Annotated in this window: 17 protein-coding genes; 3 read left to right on the forward strand and 14 right to left on the reverse strand. The window is 69.4% G+C overall.

Annotation, left to right across the window (positions count from 1 at the left end):
* Positions 1–55: 55 nt before the first annotated feature.
* The 13 genes from NB3_RS29795 to NB3_RS29855 are packed head-to-tail and all read right to left on the reverse strand — an operon-like array spanning position 56 to position 13,945.
* Complete coding sequence (locus tag NB3_RS29795; RefSeq protein ID WP_067809934.1) at positions 56–2,641, reverse strand: baseplate J/gp47 family protein; 2,586 nt, start codon at positions 2,639–2,641, stop codon at positions 56–58.
* Positions 2,638–3,015, reverse strand: a complete 378-nt coding sequence (locus NB3_RS29800; RefSeq protein ID WP_067809936.1) for a GPW/gp25 family protein — start codon at positions 3,013–3,015, stop codon at positions 2,638–2,640. Before NB3_RS29800 ends, NB3_RS29795 begins: the two co-directional genes overlap by 4 nt.
* A 1-nt stretch (position 3,016) precedes the next feature.
* On the reverse strand, positions 3,017–3,313 hold the full coding sequence (locus NB3_RS29805; protein WP_067809937.1) for a hypothetical protein: 297 nt from the start codon (positions 3,311–3,313) through the stop codon (positions 3,017–3,019).
* Between the two features lie 10 nt (positions 3,314–3,323).
* Positions 3,324–3,854: a phage baseplate assembly protein V gene (locus tag NB3_RS29810; RefSeq protein WP_084823793.1), complete on the reverse strand. Its 531-nt coding sequence runs from the start codon at positions 3,852–3,854 to the stop codon at positions 3,324–3,326.
* Positions 3,851–5,014: a hypothetical protein gene (locus NB3_RS29815; protein ID WP_067809938.1), complete on the reverse strand. Its 1,164-nt coding sequence runs from the start codon at positions 5,012–5,014 to the stop codon at positions 3,851–3,853. The genes NB3_RS29810 and NB3_RS29815 overlap by 4 nt, the downstream gene beginning before the upstream one ends.
* Positions 5,014–5,298, reverse strand: a complete 285-nt coding sequence (locus tag NB3_RS29820; protein ID WP_218020665.1) for a hypothetical protein — start codon at positions 5,296–5,298, stop codon at positions 5,014–5,016. The genes NB3_RS29815 and NB3_RS29820 overlap by 1 nt, the downstream gene beginning before the upstream one ends.
* A 29-nt stretch (positions 5,299–5,327) precedes the next feature.
* Complete coding sequence (locus NB3_RS29825) at positions 5,328–5,975, reverse strand: hypothetical protein (protein ID WP_157112085.1); 648 nt, start codon at positions 5,973–5,975, stop codon at positions 5,328–5,330.
* Positions 5,976–6,018: 43 nt separating this feature from the next.
* Positions 6,019–7,920 carry an ATP-binding protein gene (locus NB3_RS29830; protein ID WP_067809940.1) on the reverse strand — a complete coding sequence of 634 codons (1,902 nt, stop codon included), beginning with the start codon at positions 7,918–7,920 and terminating at the stop codon, positions 6,019–6,021.
* Between the two features lies 1 nt (position 7,921).
* Positions 7,922–9,283 (reverse strand): Pvc16 family protein, encoded by a 1,362-nt coding sequence (locus tag NB3_RS29835; protein ID WP_067809941.1) that lies wholly within the window; start codon positions 9,281–9,283, stop codon positions 7,922–7,924.
* 4 nt (positions 9,284–9,287) lie between these two features.
* Positions 9,288–10,235 (reverse strand): hypothetical protein, encoded by a 948-nt coding sequence (locus tag NB3_RS29840; RefSeq protein WP_067809942.1) that lies wholly within the window; start codon positions 10,233–10,235, stop codon positions 9,288–9,290.
* Positions 10,232–10,996 (reverse strand): hypothetical protein, encoded by a 765-nt coding sequence (locus NB3_RS29845; protein WP_067809943.1) that lies wholly within the window; start codon positions 10,994–10,996, stop codon positions 10,232–10,234. The genes NB3_RS29840 and NB3_RS29845 overlap by 4 nt, the downstream gene beginning before the upstream one ends.
* An 11-nt stretch (positions 10,997–11,007) precedes the next feature.
* Positions 11,008–11,508 carry a phage tail protein gene (locus tag NB3_RS29850; RefSeq protein WP_067465666.1) on the reverse strand — a complete coding sequence of 167 codons (501 nt, stop codon included), beginning with the start codon at positions 11,506–11,508 and terminating at the stop codon, positions 11,008–11,010.
* 19 nt (positions 11,509–11,527) lie between these two features.
* Positions 11,528–13,945 carry a phage tail sheath family protein gene (locus tag NB3_RS29855; protein WP_067809944.1) on the reverse strand — a complete coding sequence of 806 codons (2,418 nt, stop codon included), beginning with the start codon at positions 13,943–13,945 and terminating at the stop codon, positions 11,528–11,530.
* Between the two features lie 1,140 nt (positions 13,946–15,085).
* Between NB3_RS29855 and NB3_RS29860 the strand changes: the two genes are divergently transcribed.
* From NB3_RS29860 to NB3_RS29870, 3 genes are all read left to right on the forward strand, one after another.
* On the forward strand, positions 15,086–16,264 hold the full coding sequence (locus NB3_RS29860; protein ID WP_244892145.1) for a hypothetical protein: 1,179 nt from the start codon (positions 15,086–15,088) through the stop codon (positions 16,262–16,264).
* A gap of 143 nt (positions 16,265–16,407) precedes the next feature.
* On the forward strand, positions 16,408–17,349 hold the full coding sequence (sigJ, locus tag NB3_RS29865; protein ID WP_067809950.1) for an RNA polymerase sigma factor SigJ: 942 nt from the start codon (positions 16,408–16,410) through the stop codon (positions 17,347–17,349).
* A gap of 82 nt (positions 17,350–17,431) precedes the next feature.
* Positions 17,432–18,619: an NAD(P)/FAD-dependent oxidoreductase gene (locus NB3_RS29870; RefSeq protein WP_067809946.1), complete on the forward strand. Its 1,188-nt coding sequence runs from the start codon at positions 17,432–17,434 to the stop codon at positions 18,617–18,619.
* A 184-nt stretch (positions 18,620–18,803) separates the two neighbouring features.
* On the opposite strand, the gene NB3_RS29875 is transcribed toward NB3_RS29870, so the two are convergent.
* Positions 18,804–20,027, reverse strand: coding sequence for an FAD-dependent monooxygenase (locus NB3_RS29875; protein WP_067809947.1), 1,224 nt, complete (start codon positions 20,025–20,027; stop codon positions 18,804–18,806).
* Positions 20,028–20,058: the final 31 nt, after the last annotated feature.

The raw sequence follows: 20,058 nt of genomic DNA on the forward strand, positions 1-20,058 counted from the left end.
CGTGCGCGGCGGGTGAAGCTGCGGTGGGCAGCATGTCGGCGGGTCGTACTTCACCTCACATCACCCCTGCCGCGTGCACTCGGAGCAGGCCGAGCGTCGAGTGGTTCGGGTCGTCCTGGAGCCGGATGATCTCATCGGGGTCGGCCGCGATGACCGCCTCGGTGAAGGGCCGCCAGTCCCCCACCCCGTGCACCCGAACGTTGAGGGCGTCGACATGCGCGACGCCCGGCACGCCTTGGACGGCCGCCTCGACGGCGGAGCGGTGCAGCGGCTCGCCGAAGGTGAAGTTCGCCGGGGCGAAGAATCCTGGTGGCGCGAGGCGGTCGCGCACCCGTTCGAGGACGTCGCCGATGGCGAAGCCCTCCGCCACGCACACCGATACCTCCAGGTCGATGTCGCGGTATGTCGGGTCGACGGACCGCGCATCCCTAGCGGCCAGCCTGATGCAGTCGATCTCGGCGGCCAGCTCACCGCGGTGCTCGTCGGACATGGCGACCGAGTCCTCGGGGTCGACCGCGACGAAGTCGGTGGACCATGAGCCGGTCCAGCGCGTGGTCGAGTGGGCACGGTCGACCCAGGGCAGCAGCTCGATGATGGTGCTGTAGTCCTGGGGTCGAACCGCCCGCCGCGGCCGCGCGCGGTAGTGCTGGGGCGCGTTGAGCCTGATCGACCCAGCCGTCTCCTCGATGGTCGCGTTGGCGAACGGCAGCGGGTTGGTGACTGCGGAGACGAAGCCGGACAGCTGCGGGTCCGGCTTCGGCCCGAACGGCCACGAGAGCGCGATCGTGAAGCTGGCGACGTTCCCGTCGAGGCCTGGGTCGGTGTAATAGCGAAGTCGCAGCAGGGTGCCGTCGGCCGGGGAGCTCCCGAGGTCGCCGAAGCCGAACTTCACGGTCCACCCGGCGTCGCTCGCGTAGTCGCGGAAGGCGAAGTCGGACGTGGGCAGCCGGTGGGTGTCGACAGTGCGCCACATGCCCGGCTCGACGACGAATCCAAGTGTGTCGAGATCGAGCTGGAGCAGGTCCGGGACCCACTGATACTCCACGCCGTCGCCGAACAGGCTGAGCACCTCAGCCGGGTCGCTGGGCAGCGGGCTCGGGAACGCCGCCGGGGGAACGACCTCGTGCACGGTCACGCGCGGCCGGCCGACGCTGTCGAAGCGCAGTGACATCGGCTCGGTGGCGGCGAGACCCACGCGGGCGATGACCGTGCGGTCGGTGCCGTCGAGGCCGGCGTACGGGCCTTCTCGCTCCACCAGACGGGGCAGCTGCAAGAGCTTCTCCTTGACCAGCGGCGGCAGGCCGGCGTGCACCGCCTCGATGTCGTCGTCACCCCCGGCCCGGGCGTACTCGATGACCGGCTCACCAGCGGTCACCGAGGCGACGTTGAAAGCCACCGTGAGCCCGTCGATCGGTAGGTCGAAGGGCGTGGCTGCGACCTCCTCCCACGAGAGCCGGAGCACCTGGGTGGGCACGCCGCCGGCGAGGATGAGCGGGTCGACGAGCTCGGCGACCGAGGTGACGGTCACCGGCCAGGCGCGGCGGCCCTTCGAGGCGTCCGCGGGATCGGACACCAGCATCACCCGGCGGCCGCCCAGGAAGTCCGGCAGCGACAGGCCGACGCCCGGGTTGGTCGGGTCCGGTGGCGTGCTGCCCGCGGGCGGCGTCCCGGTCGCGACCAGTATCGAGATCTGACCGGCAACCAGGCAGTCCTGCTCCGGGTCGGGGCTGTGGACGGGCAGCGAGTTCCAGAACGGGTGCACCCACAGCGGCACGTCGATGCTGAAGGGCACGACCGCCAGGGAGTGGCCGGCCGCATACACCACCGCGTCGGCGGGCACCGTCCCCGCGGCCGACGCGGAGACCACGACCTCGCCACTGGCCGGGCAGCCGACGTCCGGCCGGTACTCGACCAGTCGAGCATGGGAAAAGAGGCTCGCGCGCTGGGTCGCGCTGCCGAACCGGGTCTCGCCGTCGGAGCGGTCCTGGGCGTAGGAGAACTCGTCGCCGAGCGCGGCCATGATCTCCAGCATCATCACGCCGGAGTCGGCCACGATGGGCTCGCGCCAGTCCGGGTGGCGTTGGGCGGCGAAATCCAGCAGAGCCCGGCGCAGGCTGCCGAAGTCGCGCGCCAGGTAATCGACAGGGAAGTCGACGCCCGGCTCGTGCGGACACCCACGGCGGTGCTCGCAGTCGAATCCGGTCTCGCAGGCCTGCTTGAAGTCGAAGACCACGCTCGAGGAGAACGGATCGAGCTGCACCGGCCCGCCTCCCGAGGGCCGGTGGGTGAGGGTCAGGACATACGGTTCGAACCCGCCAGGCTCGGCGACCACGATCTCCAGGCAGATACGGGTAAGGCTGTCGAGGGTGACCTGTCGCCAGTCCTTCGTGGTCACCTCGATCGCCGCCGACCCGTGCAGGGCGGTGATCGACACGTCGACGTCGGTGGCGCCGTTGCTGGGGTTGGCGAGGTCGGCAGGGGAGACCAGCGAGGGGGTGACGTCGTCGGGCTCGATGGCGAAGAGGACGCGGAGCCGTGTCTGGTCCACCGGGTCGACCACCTGCACGAAGTCGATGGCGGTCAGCACTCGCGGTACCTGCCGGCACAGGACGCCGAGCCTGCTCTCGCGCCCGGCGCTCACAGCGTCACGTCCTCGTCGAGAAGACGCCGCTCGCCTCGCGCAATGTTGAGGTACTCGACGCTCACCCGCAACGTCTCGGCCTCGGCGCGCACGGTCACCTGCTCCACCTTGATGAGGGTGCCGAGCCAGGTGACCAGGGCCTCGTACACGAGCGTCCGGGTGAGGGCCGCCGAGGTGTCGTTGAGCGGGGCGAAGACCTGGCGCCGCAGGCCTGCCCCGAATTCCGGCCGGCACACGCGCTCGCCCCGGGCCGTCAGGAGCACCTGGCGGATCAGCTGCCGCACGTACACGTCGTCGTCGGGCTCCTCGGCGACCGTGCCGCCGGTGAGCGCCACGCCGAACGGGAATCGCAGGTGCCGGATTGGAATCGCCATGTCAGCTCCCTTTCACCGTGATGTCGCCGAGTACGACGGACATGGGAGCTGACGCGGGCCCCGGACCGACCGCCGTACCGGTCGAGTTCTGCAGCACCACCGGCACCTGGTTGACGAACACATGGTTGCCGGCGGTGGCCCACATCCCGGTGGCCATCGGCCCACCGAACAAGACGACATCGAACTGGAGCCCCAGGTAGCCGCTCTGGCTCTTAACCCAGGTGTTCGCGCTCACGAAGGCGACGGCCGGACCGCCGGCGTTGACACCGGAGGGGAGGGTGACGGTGGGCATGGCCATGGCAGCTCCTTCACATCACCGTCAGGGCGCCGCTCATGGCATCGAAGCCACTCGCGGAGAGATTGGCGGACGCACCGTTGGCGCTCAGGCCGACCTCGGGGGCCTCCAGAATGATGCCGTTGGAGTCGAGAGTGATCTTGGCTCCTCCGGCGGCCTCGATCTCGACCGTGCCTTGGTCGTTGTCCACGCGGATGCTGAACCCCGGGGTCTTCAGGAACATCACGCCCTCCTCGGCGTCGCCCGCCTGGATCTCTCCGTCCTTCCAGAAGCAGCCCGACCAGATCGGCTGGTTGATCTCCCCGGCCTCGAACTCCACCCACACCGAGGCGCCGGAGGGCGGCAGAGCGAAGAAACCTACGCTGTCGCCGGCGTACGGGGCGGCCGGCATGGCCCAGACCTCCTCCTCGCCGAGGACCGCTGCGCACTTCACCTTGAGCCGGGCGCGGCCGGTCGAGTCTTTGGTATCGGTGACCTCGCCGCGGTACTTGCCGAAGAATCGCTGGCTCAGCGCCTGGACGACGCGGTCGACGTCCTCGCTCACGGCACCACCCCCTGGGTCTCGCGTAGGCCGTTGGCACGGATCTTGAAGTCGACATAGGAGTCGGCGGCGTTGATGATGTGGGTCGCCTTCATGACCTGGTACGGGCCGGACAGCCGTTCGCCGGCGTACTGGACGTCGACGATTTGGTGCGGCTGCGGCGGGAAGCCGAGCTGTTCAAGAGTGGCCGAGCAGTCGACCTGCACGAACCAGGCGGCCTCGGTGAGCAGTGCCTCCTGAGCCAGGTAGTGCTCGTCGGGGTCGGTCACCGGGGGCGCCAGGGCGGTGCGCTCAACGCCGTCGACCGCGACGATGTCGGCGCGCTCCTCCCCTAATGTCGGGTCGGTCGGACTGGTGGTCTGCTCCGAGGTCTCGCCGTTGTCGACGGTCTGGGCGAACCCGCGGGCTGCGCCGGGCCGCTCGAAGTCCACGTGGGTGTCGAACCGGGTGACCGACGCGCAGGCGTCCGGCGGCGGTTGGACGCGCAGTACCTTACCGCCCGGCGCCCGCAGCACAGGGGGCGCGAGCGGCAGCGACAGACCGGGCGCCGAGGTCCGGGTCGGCGAACTGCGCACGTTGACGGTGGTGCTGACCGAGAAGGCATCGGGCCGGCCGGAGGTCTCGTAGCTGAGCCACAGCTCGAGGTTGTTCTTGCGGGCGATGTCCTCGAGAAAGGCGAGGTCGGTGCCGCGCTGGTTGAGGGCATTCTGGCCGTCGGAGTACTCCTTGCGGGTCTCTTCGCAGTCGGCCTCGTACCCATATGCCTCGATGACGCGCTGGGCGGCCTCGGACGCCTTGCCGGTCCACGTCGCCTGGACGCCGATCCGGTCCATCTCCACGCGGCGGTCCTGCCCGTGGACCTCTACCCAGGAACCGGTGCCGCCGACCATCGACGAGGTGCGCAACCGCGTGATCGGGCCGTGGACCAGACATTCGTAGCCGTCGTCGGACGACACAAAGATGCCGAGCACCTGGTTTGCCTGGAGTTCGGGACGACCGGCTACGACGGGGTTCCCCTCGCACAGGTCGTCCTCGAACCGAACAGCGTAGATCGTGGGCTTGCTGAGCTCCTGTTCGACGCGGACCTCGACGATCCAGCGCATGACATCCTCTGCGAGCGGGGAGAGATCGTCACCGGTGGTGAGGATCGCGCCGAAGCCCATCAGCCCTCCCGGACGGGGATGCGTACGCGCGACAGGTCGGCGATAGCGTCTGCGGTCATCGCGTCGTTGATCGCGGCGATCCGCCAGAAGCCCGTCGGGTCGTCGAGGTAGTGCCCCGCGATTCGGTCGAGCCGCTGCCCCTCGCGTCGGAGGTGCTCGCCGAGCAGACGCTGCGCGGGTATCCGTGCGGGCGTTACCCAGTTCACCGTCCGGCCGCGCTCGTCCACGGCTTCGAGCACATTCGAGTACTTCAGGTAGCGGCTCTTCTCATCGAACACGGACACGTCCTTGTCTCCTTTCCCTCTGGACCCGGTTAGATCGGCAGCATCGACACGGTCGCGGCTGCCCCGCCCGCCGCGGCCACCAGCGCGAGCGCGTCCTCCTGGAGCTTCGTGAACCGGTACGCCGCCACGGCGACGGTGATGGCGGTGCCCTTCTTGCACTTGAAGACATCGGGGGTGAGCACCTGCAGGGCGAGGGTCACCTTGGCCATGTGCGGGTACAGCGACGGCAGGAATTCGGTCACCTCGACAGATAATGAGGTGATCCGGACCGGCACGATCGTCCCGGGGCCGAGCACGAACAGGGTGATCGGCACGGCCGGCCGGTCGGCCTGCCGGGCAGCTCCCCCGAGCAGGCCCGACGCCGCGGCGACCAGGTCGCCGACCACGCCCTCGGTGGGCTCGATCAGCTTGCGCAGGGCCGCGATCCGCGAAGCCACGCCGGTCGCCGCAGCCAGCGGGTTGCCCGCCGCCAGGTCGTCGGTGGCGTCCAGATCGAGTTCGAACCCATAGGTCTCGTGGGGGTCGAACGGCTGCACGAGCGGAGTCTGAGAGGCCTGGTTCTGAGGGTCGGTGGCGAACGGGTTCCACGGCTCGAAGCCACGTGTCACCTTCGCCGGGTTGTACTGGAAGGGGATGACGAGCGGCACGATGACGCCGAGATCCTCGGCGAGCTGCACCAGCGCTCCGTGCATAAGTGCCGGCGATCTCGGGTGACCGGTGTCAACCATGTGCGATCGCCTTCCGTGCGGGGACAGGAGTCTCGGGGACGGCGCTGATCAGCCGGCCCTCCTTCTGCAGCTCCAGTCGGGCTGCCTGCTCGACCTCCGCGCCGGTGATGCCGGTGTCGCCAGCCCGGTAGGCCGCCGTCAGCGCCGCGCCTTTGATCTGTGCGGGTGTGAGCTCGTGGGCTGCGGCGACCGCGGGCACGACCGCCTGCCGCATCGGCTCGGCCATGCCGAGGGCGGCCAGGGCGCGTTCCCACAGCTGCTCACGCTCGGCCTGCGTGGGCGGGCGGAACTCGACTATGAAGCGGAGCCGGCGGGTGAAGGCCGCATCGATGTTGGAGCGCCGGTTGCTGGAGAGCATCACCAGGCCGTCGTGGTTTTCCATCAGCTGCAGTAAGTGGCCGATGTCGGCATTGCTGTGGCGATCGTTGGCCGTCTCCACCTTCACCCGGGTGGTGAAGAAGCTGTCGGCCTCCTCGAACATCAACGCGCACTGGGCGTCCCGGGCAACCTCGAAGGCCAGCGACAGGTTCTTGGCCGTTTCTCCGATGAATTTGCTGGTGATCGCGGCCGAGTCGACGACGAGCAGGTCCAGGCCGAGCTCATGCGCGATCACCTTGGCCGACATCGACTTGCCGAGCCCGGGCGGTCCTGAGAACAGGGCGCTCAGTTGGGCAGTGTCTCCGAACAGGCGCCGGCGCTTCTCGTCGGCGAGCAGGGTGGCGCGGCTGCGGGCCTCAGCCTCGAACGCTTGCAGCATCGTCTTCGTCTGATCCGCCAGCACGAGGTCGTCCCAGGTGTACGACACCCGCTCGACCCTGCCGATCTGAGCGGTGCGGGCGCTGTTGCGCTGCCGCAGGAAGCGGCGCAGGTCCTCGGGGGTGGTGATCTGCTGTGCCGCGGCGTCGGCGAGGTCGCCGACCCTTGGCTGACCGACGACCACGTCCAGCTGGTCGGCCACCGCCGGCAGGTAGCTGCGGTAGAGCGCGCCGAGGGTGTCCTTCCCCAGCAGCGGCATCGGGATGTCGAGGTCCACGATGCCGTCCACCGGAGCGAGCGACTCGCCGGGCTCCAGCGTGACCGCCTGCAACATCGCCACCGGCAGGGCTGCCGGCCACGACGCGGGTGCGCCGCGCCAGACCAACACCAGATCGCCCAGCAGCGCGAGCCGCTGCAGCCGCAGGAACGTCGAGTAGCCCGCGCCGTGCGTCAGCGACTCCGGGTCGACGCAGATCGCCTGTCTGCCGAGGTGCTTGGCGATGGCGGCCGCCAGGCTGGCCCGGCCGGTGCCGCGCCGGCCGACGAGCACGAGCCGGACGGGCTTCTGCTCGGCGAGGATGCCCTCGATCCGTCGCGCGTGGTCGGCCACCCGCCACTCCGGGAGCGGCTCGACGTCCGGCGCTCGGCGTACCGGGATCGCGGAGGCCGAGAGCGTCCCGAAGTACCAGTCCACGACGGCCGGGTCGGCCCGGAACAGCGCAGGTTCGTCGGGTGCGAACTGGACGACCTCGACGAACCCCCAGGACAGCAGCGGCGACCCACTGCGGACTACCGGGCTCGGGCTGTGTCCGAGGAGGAGTCGCAGCGCGATCTCGCCCGGCAAATGCCGCGACGGCATGCCCTGCACCTGGGCGACCTCCGCGGCGAGGGCGGGTTCGACGGCGACGGCGACGGCGAGGTCCAGTGCGTCGATCTCACCTTCGGTGAGGCCGAACAAGTCGCCGAGCCGCTGACGGAACGCGCCCTCCGGCCCGGCGAGCCTCGCCTCGACCGGGGCCAGTCGCTCAGCGTGTTCGCCGTCAGGATCGAGATGCGCGTCCAGCAGCAGGCGGAGCCGCTCGACCACGAGCTCGGCCGCCGAGACTGCGTCCGACTTGCGCTGCTCGGCCGGCGCCATCTCAGGCCACCTCCAACCAGAACGGCTGCGAGTCTGCACCGTTTACGCTGACCCGGACCGGGTAGGTGCGCCCGGGCACAGTTGGGTCAAAGAGTGGGACCGCTACGTAGGTGTGGTCGTCGCGCACCTGGAAGGAGCCGGCGTCGGCCGGTGTCCCGGCGAACGTCGCGACCCTGCGGTACACGTCTCCTCCCAGCGACAGCTGCGCGACGGCGCCGGCGGCCTGGGCGTCGTACGCTGCGTCGACGGCCACGACGATCTGGTCGGTGGCATCGACGGTCGCCGATACGACGGAGGGCGCGACCGCGAACGGCTGCCGGTTGCTCTCGACGTCGACGGTGTCGGTCACCCCACCCTCGCTGCGGGTCATCACCGCCCGGCGCACCGCGATGGTGTGGAAGCCGGGGAGGATGTCCACGGCCACCAGCCCGGTGGGCGTCGCGGCCTGGGCAACGGGCCGCACCGACAGGGTCACCTCGGAGTCGGTCACGACGATCCCCCAGCCCGGGTTGTCAGCGGGTAGGAGAACGGCCGCGTCCTCGGGCAGACCCAGACCGGACGTCGACTCCCCGCGGAGCACCACGGCTGAATCCCGCCCGTCGCCCAGCGACTGTCCCGGCGCGGTCAGGCGGGTGTCCTCATCCACGGCGGCCTTCAGGGCAACGACCCCCGGTGATCGTTCCGGTGCGAGGGAGGCGCCGCCGAGGGTCGCGGGAAGCACGAACCTCCCCACCGACCTGGTCGTCCGCAGCGTCGGCCTGCCGCGGGGCAGCACGGACAACAGCACCTGACCGGTCACGCCCGGCGTCGTGCTCGGCGCTTCGGGTGGGAGCAAGAGGGTGCTGACCTCGTAGTACGCCGAGAGCCGGGCCGTGCGCACCTGGTCGGTCGACCAGAAGCTGACGGCTTCCTCGGGGGTGACGGGCCGCAGCACGATCTGTAGCCGCAGGTCGCCGATCGTCGGGAAGATCTGCACCGCGCCGACGGTGAGCTGGTGGTCGATCACGGGGTTGTCGTGGAGGGCTTTCATCCCCCACCCCATCAGCGTCTGCTGGCCCGAGACATCCTCGACGGTGTCGATCAGCGCGTGCGCGGTCAGAACGTAGAACAGCTTGACGGCCAGTGGCCGGGTTGCCACCGGGACCGGGCCGCTGGGGCCGCCGCGGGCCAGGTCGTTGCCACCGTCCATGTCCTGCGCGACGTGGTACAGGTAGATGTTGAGGCGTGTGTCGCCGGCCTCCTCCGCCTTCTCGGGAGGGAGCTTCGAGACCGTGACGGTGGTCCCGCCGAGGAGGGCCGAGACCGTCTGCTCGATCAGTCGGGCGAGAGCGTCGGTGACCTCGTTCAGGTTCGGTGAGGGCACGGCGTCACCTCAGCCGGAGGCCATAGAGGGTCGTCGCGCGCGACGGCCGGTCGAGTGGCCCGATAAGCGATACGGATTCCGCCGTCGTCGGCTGGACGGATTCCGCCGTCGTCGGCTGGCTGGTCGTGCCCGCCGCCGTCGGTGCCGGGTCCTGCGCCTGCGCCGGGGTCCGAGGGCGACTGTCCACCATCGCCTCGCGGACCAGTCGGCGAACCGGCTCGGTGAGGTCGGCCTCGCGGTACTGGACAGGCAGCGGCAGCGGCGGCGCGGGCGGCGCAGGAACCGGGTGCAGCAGCTCGGGTACATCCGTCCGGCGGACCTCGGCGCCCAGCGGTTCCCGAGCAGACGTCATGCGGGGACGAGGGGGCGGCGCGTCTCGTCGGCGCGCCTCCGGCCCGACGGTCACGGTCAGCTCGCTCCGCAGCGAGACGGTGCGCGTCGGCACCGGCTCGGGGGCCGGCCGGGGCTGATCGATCGGGGCTGGTATCCCCTCCGGGCGCGTTATCTCGACCGGCGGCAGCGGTCGCGTCGTGGGCACGTCATCAGCCCTCGCGGTGGGGGGCTCGGGCGGCGGGAGCACGGGCTCGGGACCGGTGCGACGGTCGGTGACGGTGGCCTCGGCGGGTCGCGGTTGCGGCGGGGGTCGCAACCATTCCACTGGCGGCAGGTCACGGTCGGCGGGCGTGGTGGGCGGTGGCGGCGCGGCCACGGGTGGCGCCGGCGCATCCGGCTCGCGGGCCATGCGGAGCTCGGCCGGCAGGTCGGGCCAGGCCTCCGACACCGCCTCGGCCTCTCCCGGCATGCCTATCAGGAACGATGCGGCGTAGGCGCTCATGGCCAGCCGCTGGTCGACTGCTAGCAGCGGCGACGACGAACGCTGTACGGGACGGGCGTCGACCGCCACCGGGGCGGCCGCCGCGGTGTCGTACAGGCGCTGGAGATGGGCGCTCATCCGACGCTCCGCAGGCCGGTGGCGTTCCGCTCACTCAGGATCAGTGCGGCATAGGCGCGCCGGTCCGCCCGGGTCAGGCCCATGACTGTGTCGTGCCCCCAGCCGTAGCGCGACGCGATCAGGTGGATCTCGCGGATGAGCAGGGGCCGCTCGGCCGCCAGGCTCTCCAGCGTGTAGCGGACGACGTCGAACCGGAGGACCTGGGGCTGCTCGCAGTGCGCACACCGGGTCTCGAGGTCAAAGCTGAGCAGCGGCGCCACCTCGTCGAGTATCTCCTCGACCCGCTCGCGCGGCAGCGTCGGATCCGCCAGCGCGCGGGCCAGGCTGTCGCGATCTCGATGGGCGACGACGTCGCCGACCGTCGGCGGCCGGAGCCGGGTGCCGTGCTCCACGACTACACGGCCGTCATCGTCGGCGACCAACCCGGTGGCGGCCGCCGCGGAGTCCTGTTGCCGTACCACCGCCGCCAGGTCGAAGCCGAACGCATAGTCCTCGTTGCAGGCCGAGCATCGCGCCTGGGAGGCGACCCGCCCGCCGAGCTCCCGTTCGAACAGCGCCGCGAACACCCGGTCCCGCCACACGCACAACAGCCCGTCCACGTCCACCTCGGCGCCGGACGGCTCCCTCAGCACGCGGCCGAGCAGGCGCCGCACCACCTCTGGGTCGTCGGGGGCGACGAGAAGCTCGGCATGACCATCCAGCTCGCAGAGCAGGAGCTGTCGCTCACCGAGCGTCGGGAGCGAGAGCAGCAGTCGACGCATCCGGCCCTCCGTCACCTCTCGACCGGCTCGACCACGGCAGGGTCGCGGGCGAAGCCTTCGTTCTGCAAGACGATGCTCTCGAAGGCGATCGCGTTGGCGTTGGCGTCGAGCTCCGGCACCGCGGTGAACTCGCTGACCCAGCAGCGGAAGGCGTTCCACGCGCGCACCTTGACGCCTTGCAGGTTGTAGAGCTCGATGATGATGTCGCGGCGGAAGTTCTTCAGCGACACCCGGCCCGGCCCCTCCGGTGAGTAGGCGAGGTTCGCCCACTCCTCGAACGCCGGGTCATGGCTGATGCCGCGCTCGATGGTGATTGGCTCGAACGAGGTGAGCCCGGGCGACTTGCGTTTGGTCGAGAGGTCGCCGCCGTCGCGGTGCTCGACGAGCTCGATCGTCTGCTTGAGCCCGCTCACCTTGCTCGCGCCGGCCACCACGTCGTTGCCGAACACGACGAGGAACCGGAAGTTGCTGTAGGGGTCGATCCGGGTCGAATTGACCGAGAACATGGCCATGGTCTGTCTCCTCCTGTCCTCATGCCTCGACTTGGCCGGCGAGCTGGGTCACGATCAAGTGCACAAACTCGGCCGGCTTGTTGGGGGCGAACCCGACTAGCACGTTGACGATGCCGAGGTTGATATCGTTCGGCGTGGTCGTGGTGCTGTCGCAGAGCACGTAGTACGCCTCGCTCTTGGTGGTGCTGGCGAACGCGCCCTGGAGCATCAGGCCGTTCATGAACGCGCCTGCGGCGAGGCGAATGCTGGCCCACAGGGGCTCGGCGTTGCTGCGGAAAACCGCGAAGCGCAGCCCCCTGTAGAGGCTGTTCTCGATGAACAGCATAGTCCGGCGGACGTTGACGTACTTGTCATCGACGTTGCCGGTGTCGTCCGCGCCGACCATGGTCCTGGCTCCCCAGGAGGTCACGCCGGACGGGAACACGCGGATCGCGTTGAGTGCCTTCGGGTTGATCCGCCCGTTCTCGGCGTCGCTCATCGGGACCTCGACCCCAAGTACACCCGTCAGCGTCGCCTCGATGCCAGCGGGCGCCTTCCAGGTGCCGAAGCGCGTGTCGGTTCGCGCGTAGAGACCTGCCATCGTGCCCGACGGGTCGACGGCCACCCCCCGCGGGGAGGTGGCGCCGGGCACCAACACGCGTGGCCAGTAGATCACCGAGTTGCGGGTGTCCACGCCGAGCTTGATGTTGCCAGCTCCGGCTTCGGCCTGGCCGATCGTCCGCCAGTCGGCCGGGTCGACGAACAGGATGGCGCGTTGCTGGGCACAGAAGTTGCTGGCCGCGCCCCAGATCGTCTGGCGGTCGGCGTCGGTCTGCTGCGGGGCCCTCGGGAGGACCATCATGTTGAAGATCTCGACGTTGCTCTCGATCACGGCGAACGCCGCCTGGTAGTCGGTCAGCAACGGCTTGGTGCCGTCGAGGCCGGCGACGTCGCCCGTCTGCTGCCCGCCCGGTGCGGCTGTGCCGAGGGTGTATGCCGCCAGGTTGGCCGACGTCGTCCTGTCCAAGTAGCTCCCGGCAGCGCCCAGGTCGGCGGGCCCGGTCGTAACCTCGACGCCGAGGGAAGTAGCAGGAGCGAGGTTGACCGCCGGGCGCAGCACCAGCCGCACACCTTGGCGCTGGGCGGTCCAGCGGCCAGGCGTGGTGGCGCTCACCGCTGCCTCGATACCGTCCGCGATGGCGTCGAGGCCGGCCCGGACCGCCTCCATCGAGCCCAGTGCCGCCGGGAAGGGTGCCGCAATCGGCACATGGGCGACCGGGTCCGCGGCAACACCCGCGATCGCGATGGGCCCGGTGTACGGCGAGGACGACGACCCCGGGTCGGCGAGCGAGGTCAGCGTGGTGACCTGGTCTCGCGGAAATGCGGCGACCGCGAAGAGCCGGTTGAGCCACGCGGACGTGGGGCGGCCGTTGGTCGTGCCCAGCTGTGCGAAGACGCCGGATGGCGCCGGCCGCAGCCGTGAGTACGCGTCGAACTCCACGCCGCCGTTGGTGCTGCCGAGCATCAGCACCGACGTGAGGTCATCGGTCGCCGCCCGGCTGACGATCACCGCCCCCTCGGTGGACTGGATCTCCATGACCGAGCCGAGCGCGCCCGGTCCGTTGGTGATGACCACCGTCAGCGAGCCAGCGGGCAGCGGATCCTGGCCCTGGTAGGCGTTGTAGATCGCCTCCTCGATCCTGATGTGAGGGTTGGTGTCGTCGAGCCCTGTCAGGTTGACCACCGCCGTCACGGGCGGCCGCCCGGCGATGCTGACCGAGAGGCTCCTGTGGGTGGCGTCGATCACCGAACGCAAATCCGTCAGTGCAGTCGCGGTTGTGAGGAACAGCCCCGCGACGGAGACTCCCCCGGTGTTCCCGGGCGCCGGTGCCGCCGCGAGGTTCTCGACCCGGATCAGCGTGCTCGAAGTGGCGGCTATCGTCTCGACGTACCTCGGGTGGAGTGGGTCCATCGATACGTCGGCGAGTGTTTCGATGTCGGTCCGACCGAACGTGCCGTCGGCATTCAGGACACTTCGGTACGCCGTGAGGTTGAAGGTGAGCTCAGGCGTTGCCGTCTGGTAGTCCACCTCCACCCGGATCAGGTTTCCCGCTTTGCCCGCGTCGCGGGCGAGGATCCGCAGCACATCCGTCGTCCCGGTTTCGTCGCGCACCCGGATCTCGGACTGCCGTTCTCCGTCGGCGATGCGCATCACGTAACAGTCGGCACCCCCATTGATGAAGAACTGCTTGACCTGGTCGGCCATCTCGCCGACCGAGGTCTCACCGAAGGTGCGGACGTAGCTCGACAGGTTCTGGATCCTGACGGGGGTGTCGAACGGGCCGATATCGGCCATCCCGACGAACAGGGCGATCGAGGTGGCTGCTGCCGGGACTGCCTGTGCGCCCGAAGGCCGCTCGGTGACGTAGACGCCGGGGTAGGTGAAGGTCGAAGGCACGATGGCTGCTCCTCTGGCACTGGTGGTCGGCGCCCAACTTGCGGAGCCGCCAATGAATGGATTAACCGGTCGGGCATCACGGCGGCGTCACCAGCCGCCTCGCGCCACTTCTCCACGGCGCGCAGCATGTCGAGCCTCCGATGCAGGCAGGAGTCGGTTGATCAGCGTTCGGTCGGTGTCGCCGATCGTGCACAGTGCGGCGGCTTGCTCCGCAGTTGTGGCGTGTTCGGCGAGCAGCATGTGCAGGCATTGGAAATTGTTCGCGCCAGTCCTGGTCTCAGACGGCCCGGTCGACAACCTCGATACCGAAGCGGGCCGCACACCACAGACCTCACGAACGATCATCAACCCTGTCGCCCCGTAGACCCGACATTCGGCATGGGCGTGTCTGCGCCGCCACTTCGATCAGGGCCGCCTGGACGCTGTCTGGTTGACCGATATCGAGTGCCACGCAGGCGTTCCTGAACCCTGCGGTATGGAAGGACGCCGGTGCAGCAACAGGTTTGCGCCCCGGTGAATCGGCGTGGTCCCGGACCAACACCTGGCGCGCGATCCCCGGGCGGACATTGGGGGTTCGCGACTAGCGGATGGGCGGACGTCCCGTGCCTCATTGTCCGTGAACGCCTCGATTGACCGCGTTCTATCCCGAACGCGCTGGGTGACGGGTTGATGATATCTCGGTGCCGGTCGCCGTTCTCAAGTTCGACACGCCCCGCCCAGGGCACCACGAAGTTGGGCGGATTGCCTAACAATCCGCAGGCATCGATCCCTCAGACGGGATAAGTACCCACGATGACCAGGCGTTTCTCAGTTGCCCATGTTTTGTGTGTCCTGCCGAGGGCACAACATCGACCAAGTTCAGGCCGTAGTCCGATCCGAGTCGCTGACCTCGGGACCCGATCTGGTACGCAGTCGCGGGAAGCGTGCGCGCGGCCCGAGCGCGCAGCTACGTCGTCCGGATCGTCATCAATCAAGTCGGTGTAGTAGTGCAGCGTGGTACGCGCGTTGTCGTGACCTACCGCTCCGATCAGTCCGTCTTGCGTTCCCGATCGCTGTCCGGTGAGCTGAGTCCGAAGCCAGGGATGCGTGCCGGTACCGTTCCGTTGCACGATCTGTGGGTTGTTGCGGGAGGGGAGGCGAATGTCGAAAGACGTTGGTGGGAGGAAGTTCCGGCCGCCGGAGGACGCGCAGAAGCTGAGCAAGCAGTCGATCGCCGAGGCGAAGGCGGCGTTCGCCGAGTTCGATAGACGTGCGGGGCGTCACCGCGGTCGCTACCACGAAGACGAGTCGGTTCCGCCTGGTGCGGGCACGCTGGAGGTAATGCCACGCCGGGTGTACGGCGACCGCTCTGTCGAGCGGTGGCCGGGTAGTGCGGACGAGCGGGCGGCGCTGCAGGTTCGCGCGGAATCCGAGCGCCGCCTCCAGAACCGTATGCGGGTCGCGTTGCAGTGGGCCGATATGCCGGCGGCGATGCGCGCCGGATACGGCGAGGCCGGTGTCTGGGAACTCGCTCGGCGGAACGCGTCTTTCACCGAGGATGTCGATGACCTCGCCGGCCACCTCAATGCGGCCGGGCTTCCGGCACGGCCCGGCACAGTCTGGGACCGGCGCTCTGTGAGCGAGGTCATCGGGTTGCTGTGGCCGCAGGAGCTGGCCGGCGTGTGGCCGCGCGGAGAGTTGGGCACGTACCCGGGCTATCTGGGGCCGTTGCGCGACAAGCCGGGTTTCATCACCCAGTTCTCGGTGACCGCTCCACCGCGCGGCCAGTTCCGGTGCATGCGTTGCGGCGCGCGGTGGCCTGCCGGGTGGCCGGATACCGGGGACGGCCTCAGAGAGTTGCGGTGTCCGGATTGTCTGACCCCCGGCGGAAGTACCGCCACCCGCGACACCGAGCACAGCATTATCGACTTGCATTGGATGATGTACCGTTTCGCGCCCCGCGCGGTGGGCCCGTGTTCCACGTGCGGCGCTGCGCGTGAACTGCTACCGCGCGGCTACAGCGGCCCGGAGAGGGTGCTGTACTGGACTTGCGCGCACGGGGACGCTCTGCGCCGCGACGAGCATTTCATGACGTCACTCGAGCGCGCGGAGTGGGAATCGACGGCCGCGCACTATGCGTACTGGCTGGCCGTCGACATGCTCCGGCTGGCGTATTACAGCGGTGAGGTCACAGACCTTCCGTTCGGCGCCACCTATGTCGCCCGCGACGGAAGCGACGAACGGTGGGTTTACCGTCCGGACGGCTGGCAACGGCAGGACGGCGGCACCGCCGGACCGACAACGTCACGACCGCTCGATCAGCGGCATGAACGAACGTAGTCCGGCGGTGGTCTACCGAAGCGTCCCGAGAGGTTATGGACCAGCTACGGTTCGCCGCCACGTGCGCGGAGCCCCATGAACAACCAGGTCGGGGAACCGTTACCGCTGGACACACACGGTGCGTATAGCCGACGATGACCAGCATGTTGCTCACGCGCGAGGCCGATCTGTTCGAAGGCTCCAGGGGTCGCCTAGAAGCGATCGCCTACCGCTTGCTGGGCTCGGCCAGCGACGCCGAGGACGTGGTGCAGGAGACCTATCTGCGCTGGCAGGCCGCCGACCGCGCCTATGTCGACGCGCCCGAGGCGTGGCTGACCAAGGTGCTCACCAATCTCTGTCTCAACCAGCTCACCTCGGCCCGCGCGCGCCGGGAAACCTATGTAGGGCAATGGCTTCCGGAGCCAGTGCTGGCCGGCGCCCCGATGCTCGGCCCGGCCGACACGGTCGAACAGCGCGAATCGGTGTCGATCGCGATGCTCACGCTCATGGAACGGCTCACCGCCAAAGAACGCGTGGTGTATGTACTCCGCGAGGCCTTCGGCTACGCGCACCACGAGATCGCCGACCTGCTCGACATCACCGAATCCAACTGCCAGCAGGTCTATCGTCGCGCCAAACAGCACTTGGCCGTGGAGCGGGCGCGCATCGAGGTGGACGAGGCCGCCGCCCGCCGGATCGTGGAGGAATTCCTGGCCGCGGCGGTCAGCGGCCGAACCGACGAACTGGTGCGGTTACTCACCGATGACGCCACGATCATCGGTGACGGCGGCGCCTTCTTCGCCACCTTGAACAGGCCGCTCGCCGGCGCCGAGCGCATCGCGACGTTCGTGCGGCTGGCCATCAAACCCACGGGCGCCAAGTGGGACAAGCTCGGCGGCAAGCCCACGCCCTACGCCGCCATCGTCAATGGCAGGCCCGCGCTGGTCCTGGTGGCCGAGGATCGCGTCGTCGGCGTCGTGGTGCTGGAGGTGACCGCCGACGGCATCGCCGCCATGCACGCCCACGTCAACCCCGACAAGCTGGCGTTCGCCAATCGCCAGTGGGCCACCTACGCACCGGGAGCGCCCCTGCCCGATTTGTGGTGACCCACATCACACTCTGCTCCTGTCAGCATTCGTGCGGCTGTCCGGTTCAAGTTCCGAACCCACCGAGACAGGAGGCACCATCATGAAGCACCGCATCGTCGTCCTCGGAGCCGGGTACGCCGGAGCCACCACCGCCGGCCGCCTGGCCAAGCGACTGCACCGCGACGACGTCCAGATCACCCTGGTCAACGCCGATCCCGACTTCGTCGAACGGGTGCGACTGCACCAACTCGCAGCCGGGCAGGACCTGCCGGTTCGTCCACTGCGCAAGATGTTCGCCGGCACCGGCGTCGAGGTGCGCATCGCATGGGTCGATTCGATCGACGTGGACCGCAAGACCGTCGCACTGGTCGGCGACCAAGGGGCCGAGACCCTCGCCTACGACACACTCGTCTACGCCCTCGGCAGCACCGTCGCCGATTACGGCGTGCCCGGCGTGGTCGAGCACGCTCACCATGTGGCGAGCAAGCAGGCCGCGCTGCGGCTGCGGGAACGCCTGAGCCAACTGCGAGCGGGCGAGACCGTGCTGGTCGTGGGTGGTGGCCTGACCAGTATCGAGGCCGCCACCGAGATCGCCGAGGCGCGCCCGGATCTGAAGGTCGCGATGGCAGCGCGCGGTGGCGTAGGCGACTGGCTCGACGAGAAGGCGCAGAGCCACCTGCGCGGTGCGTTCGAACGGTTGGGTGTCACCGTCCACGAGCACGCCGACGTCGTCAAGGTCACCGAAGACGGCGTGACCACCCGATCGGGAGCGGAGATCCCCGCGCAGCTGACCGTCTGGACGGCGGGCTTCGCCGTCCACCCGATCGCGGCCGCCAGCACGCTCACCGTCTCGGAGGCCGGACGGATCCTCGTCGACGCTACCCAGCGCTCGGTCTCGCATCCGGATGTCTACGCCGTCGGCGATGCCGCGCACGCCGCGGGAGTGGGCGGCAAGACGTTGCGCATGGGCTGCGCCACCGCCTCCCCGATGGCCTGGCTCGGCGCCGACGCCATTGCCGCTCGGCTGACCGGACGTGCGGTTCCCGACGCCCCCATCGGCTACAACAGCCAGTGCATCAGCCTCGGCCGCCGCGATGCCATCGTGCAGAAGGTGACCAAGGAGGATCAGCCGACCTCCAAGGTCGACGTGGGTCGCAAGGCCGCGCGCATAAAGGAGCTGATCTGCGCGGGAGCGGCTTGGTCCGTGCGGCACCCGACCCTGCTGGCGCCGAGCCGACGTCGCCGGATCGTCGCGACAGGTGCGGAGGCTCCGGTCGCGACCGCCTGAGCGCGTGCGGAACCGGCACAGGTCTGCCCCGGCCAGACGGCCGGGGCGGACTGGGATACACAGAGGGTGGGGGTGGCGTGTTCCGTACCGTCTGACGAAAGTCGCGCGGCCCTTTCGATGGCTATGCCGACCAGGGCAAATCCGCGGGCTATGTAGTCCGGCGTTGGCCTACCGAGGGGGCCGGCTACGGCTTGGCCGGCGTGGTGATCGCTGCTCCGGCCGGGGCTTTGGAGTCCGGTACACCCGCATAGTCCGGCAGCTCGACGCCGTTGATCGCGCGCTCGATCAGCTCGGTGAACCATTCGCTCGCGAAATCGGGGCTCGGCTCGGCATCGGGCCCGGGGACGTCGCGGCTGCGGGCGTTCAACTGGGCGATCTCCTGGTTGGCCTCGACGAACGAGCGCATCCGCCTCTCGTAGCCTGCGAACCCGGCCTCGGGATCCCATCCTGCGGCGGCCAATTCGCCAGCCAGCAGGTAGGCGCCGACCAAGGCCAGCCCGGTGCCCTGCCCGGACATCGGTGACGAGCTGAACGCCGCGTCCCCCAGCAGCCCCACCCGTCCGTGCGACCAGCGGTCCATCACCACTTGGGCGACCTGGTCGAGGTAGAAGTCCGGGGTGTCGTCGAGGTGCGCGAGAATGCGCGAGGTCAACCAGCCCATGCCTGCCATCCGCTCGCGCAGCAGGCGCTTCTGGGCCGCGACGTCACGGTAGTCCACGTCGAAGCCCCCCGCGGGGAAGGAGAACATGGCCATCGCCCGGGTGGAGTCCTGGATGGGCCGCAGTCCGGCGGATCGCCCGGCCTCCTGGTAGTCGATCAGCCAGCGGTCGAGTCCGAACTCGTTGGGCACACTGTAGAAGGCCAGCACGTGCCCGAGGTGGCGGACGAACCGCTCGCGCGGCCCGAAGACCATCGCTCGCAACGAAGAGTGCAGCCCGTCCGCCCCGACCACCAGGTCGAAGCGCCGCCGATCACCGCCCTCGAAGGCCACGTCGACTCCGTCCGCGTCCTGGGTGAGCCCGGCGATCCGGTCGCCGAAGACGTACTCGACATCGGCACGGGTGTCGTCGTAGAGCACCCGGGACAGGTCCCCGCGCAGGATCTCGATCTCCGAGATGAATCCGTCGCCGCCGTCGTCGTCCACGCGATAGGTCTCCAGCACATTCCCGTCCGCGTCCACGATGTGCGCACCGGCAGTCTCGGTGCGCGCCGCGCGCACCGCCGCGTCCAGCCCCATCCGCCGGATGACCTCCCTGGTCACGCCGCGCGCGTCCACCGCCTGCCCACCCGGACGCAACTCCGGAGCCCGCTCCACCACGGTCACCTCGGCTCCGCGCCGGTGCAGCCAGTGCGCCAGCGCGGGCCCCGCGATGCTCGCCCCCGCTACCAAAACCCTGATACCGCTCACTGGGCCACCTGCTCACCTGTCCGGGTCGTCT

Source organism: Nocardia beijingensis NBRC 16342 (genome assembly GCF_001612785.1).
In the GTDB taxonomy this organism is placed as follows: domain Bacteria; phylum Actinomycetota; class Actinomycetes; order Mycobacteriales; family Mycobacteriaceae; genus Nocardia; species Nocardia beijingensis.

What these genes read in the sequence shown, in the direction of transcription:
- NB3_RS29800 (WP_067809936.1), bottom strand. Translation starts at nt 3,015, where the DNA reads ATGGCGATTCCAATCCGGCACCTGCGATTCCCGTTCGGCGTGGCGCTC.
- NB3_RS29805 (WP_067809937.1), bottom strand. Translation starts at nt 3,313, where the DNA reads ATGGCCATGCCCACCGTCACCCTCCCCTCCGGTGTCAACGCCGGCGGT.
- NB3_RS29815 (WP_067809938.1), bottom strand. Translation starts at nt 5,014, where the DNA reads ATGGGCTTCGGCGCGATCCTCACCACCGGTGACGATCTCTCCCCGCTC.
- NB3_RS29830 (WP_067809940.1), bottom strand. Translation starts at nt 7,920, where the DNA reads ATGGCGCCGGCCGAGCAGCGCAAGTCGGACGCAGTCTCGGCGGCCGAG.
- NB3_RS29840 (WP_067809942.1), bottom strand. Translation starts at nt 10,235, where the DNA reads ATGAGCGCCCATCTCCAGCGCCTGTACGACACCGCGGCGGCCGCCCCG.
- NB3_RS29845 (WP_067809943.1), bottom strand. Translation starts at nt 10,996, where the DNA reads ATGCGTCGACTGCTGCTCTCGCTCCCGACGCTCGGTGAGCGACAGCTC.
- NB3_RS29850 (WP_067465666.1), bottom strand. Translation starts at nt 11,508, where the DNA reads ATGGCCATGTTCTCGGTCAATTCGACCCGGATCGACCCCTACAGCAAC.
- NB3_RS29860 (WP_244892145.1), top strand. Translation starts at nt 15,086, where the DNA reads ATGTCGAAAGACGTTGGTGGGAGGAAGTTCCGGCCGCCGGAGGACGCG.
- sigJ (WP_067809950.1), top strand. Translation starts at nt 16,408, where the DNA reads ATGTTGCTCACGCGCGAGGCCGATCTGTTCGAAGGCTCCAGGGGTCGC.
- NB3_RS29870 (WP_067809946.1), top strand. Translation starts at nt 17,432, where the DNA reads ATGAAGCACCGCATCGTCGTCCTCGGAGCCGGGTACGCCGGAGCCACC.